Genomic DNA, 539 nt, shown 5'->3' on the forward strand with positions numbered 1-539 from the left:
GCGCCGCCGGGGCGGGGGGCGATCAGGTTCATGCCCCGCCCCCCTGCCGCGCGCGGCGCGCGGCGCGCAGCGCCTGCAACTCCTCCAGCAGCGGCGCCTCGGCCGCGTCATAGGTGGCCTCGTCGATCTCGCCCGCCTCCAGCCGGCGTTCCAGCGCCAGCAGCGCGGCCTCGACCCGCGCCGGGTCGGACTGCTCCTCCTCGACGATGGCGGCGATGCGGCGGGCGATCCAGAACACGCCGGAGAGCGGCCCGCTGGCCGGCAGTGTCAGCAAGGTGCCGAGCATCAGGCCTTCTCCCAGCCGAACAGCGCCGCCTGCAGGGCGACGAAATTGTAGGGCGGCACGGGGCCGACATAGCGGAAGCTCAGCCGCCCGCCCTGCGCCTCCGCCAGCGCGGCCATGGCCGCGTCGAATTCGGCCTCGCGCTCGCGGCGCACCAGGAAGGCGTGGTTCAGCAGCATGGTGTCCTCGGCCAGCGGCAGGGCCAGGCTGCGCTCGGCCAGCGGCGCCAGCGTGTCGAGCAGCTGGCGCGCCTCGG

At 75.5% G+C, this 539-nt stretch carries 2 protein-coding genes; both read right to left on the reverse strand.

The annotated features are described in order from the left end of the window. Positions 1-28: 28 nt before the first annotated feature. Positions 29-286 (reverse strand): gas vesicle protein GvpG, encoded by a 258-nt coding sequence (locus tag HMPREF0731_RS22840; protein WP_007006655.1) that lies wholly within the window; start codon positions 284-286, stop codon positions 29-31. Then, positions 286-539 (reverse strand): GvpL/GvpF family gas vesicle protein (locus tag HMPREF0731_RS22845; protein WP_007006656.1); only part of this gene is annotated, 254 nt, incomplete at its 5' end. The genes HMPREF0731_RS22840 and HMPREF0731_RS22845, both read right to left, overlap by 1 nt.

Origin of the sequence: Pseudoroseomonas cervicalis ATCC 49957 (genome assembly GCF_000164635.1) — a bacterium.
In the GTDB taxonomy this organism is placed as follows: domain Bacteria; phylum Pseudomonadota; class Alphaproteobacteria; order Acetobacterales; family Acetobacteraceae; genus Pseudoroseomonas; species Pseudoroseomonas cervicalis.

What these genes read in the sequence shown, in the direction of transcription:
- HMPREF0731_RS22840 (WP_007006655.1), bottom strand. Translation starts at nt 286, where the DNA reads ATGCTCGGCACCTTGCTGACACTGCCGGCCAGCGGGCCGCTCTCCGGC.